This is a genomic window from Gulosibacter sediminis (assembly GCF_030011715.1).
GTDB lineage: Bacteria > Actinomycetota > Actinomycetes > Actinomycetales > Microbacteriaceae > Gulosibacter > Gulosibacter sediminis.
In genome coordinates, this window is record NZ_JASCYH010000094.1 from 1 (window position 1) to 506 (window position 506).

At 53.4% G+C, this 506-nt stretch carries 1 rRNA gene; it reads right to left on the reverse strand.

The features are described from left to right. Positions 1–438 (reverse strand): 16S ribosomal RNA (locus QM019_RS12700); the annotation flags it as partial. Positions 439–506 lie beyond the last annotated feature (68 nt).

Consider the following 506-nt stretch of genomic DNA (forward strand, 5'->3'; position numbering starts at 1 on the left):
TAAAAGAGGTTTACAACCCGAAGGCCGTCATCCCTCACGCGGCGTTGCTGCATCAGGCTTGCGCCCATTGTGCAATATTCCCCACTGCTGCCTCCCGTAGGAGTCTGGGCCGTGTCTCAGTCCCAGTGTGGCCGGTCACCCTCTCAGGCCGGCTACCCGTCGTCGCCTTGGTGGGCCTTTACCCCGCCAACAAGCTGATAGGCCGTGAGCCGATCCGAAACCGAAAAATCTTTCCAACCAGAGGAGATGCCTCCCTGGCACATATCCAGTATTAGCCACCGTTTCCGGTGGTTATTCCAGAGTTTCGGGCACGTTGCTCACGTGTTACTCACCCGTTCGCCACTAATCCACCCAGCAAGCTGGGCTTCATCGTTCGACTTGCATGTGTTAAGCACGCCGCCAGCGTTCGTCCTGAGCCAGGATCAAACTCTCCGTAAAAAATGAGTTCAATCCAGAATCAAAACACCAAAATTAATCTGGCGATCATCATCCAAAATATTAAAAAA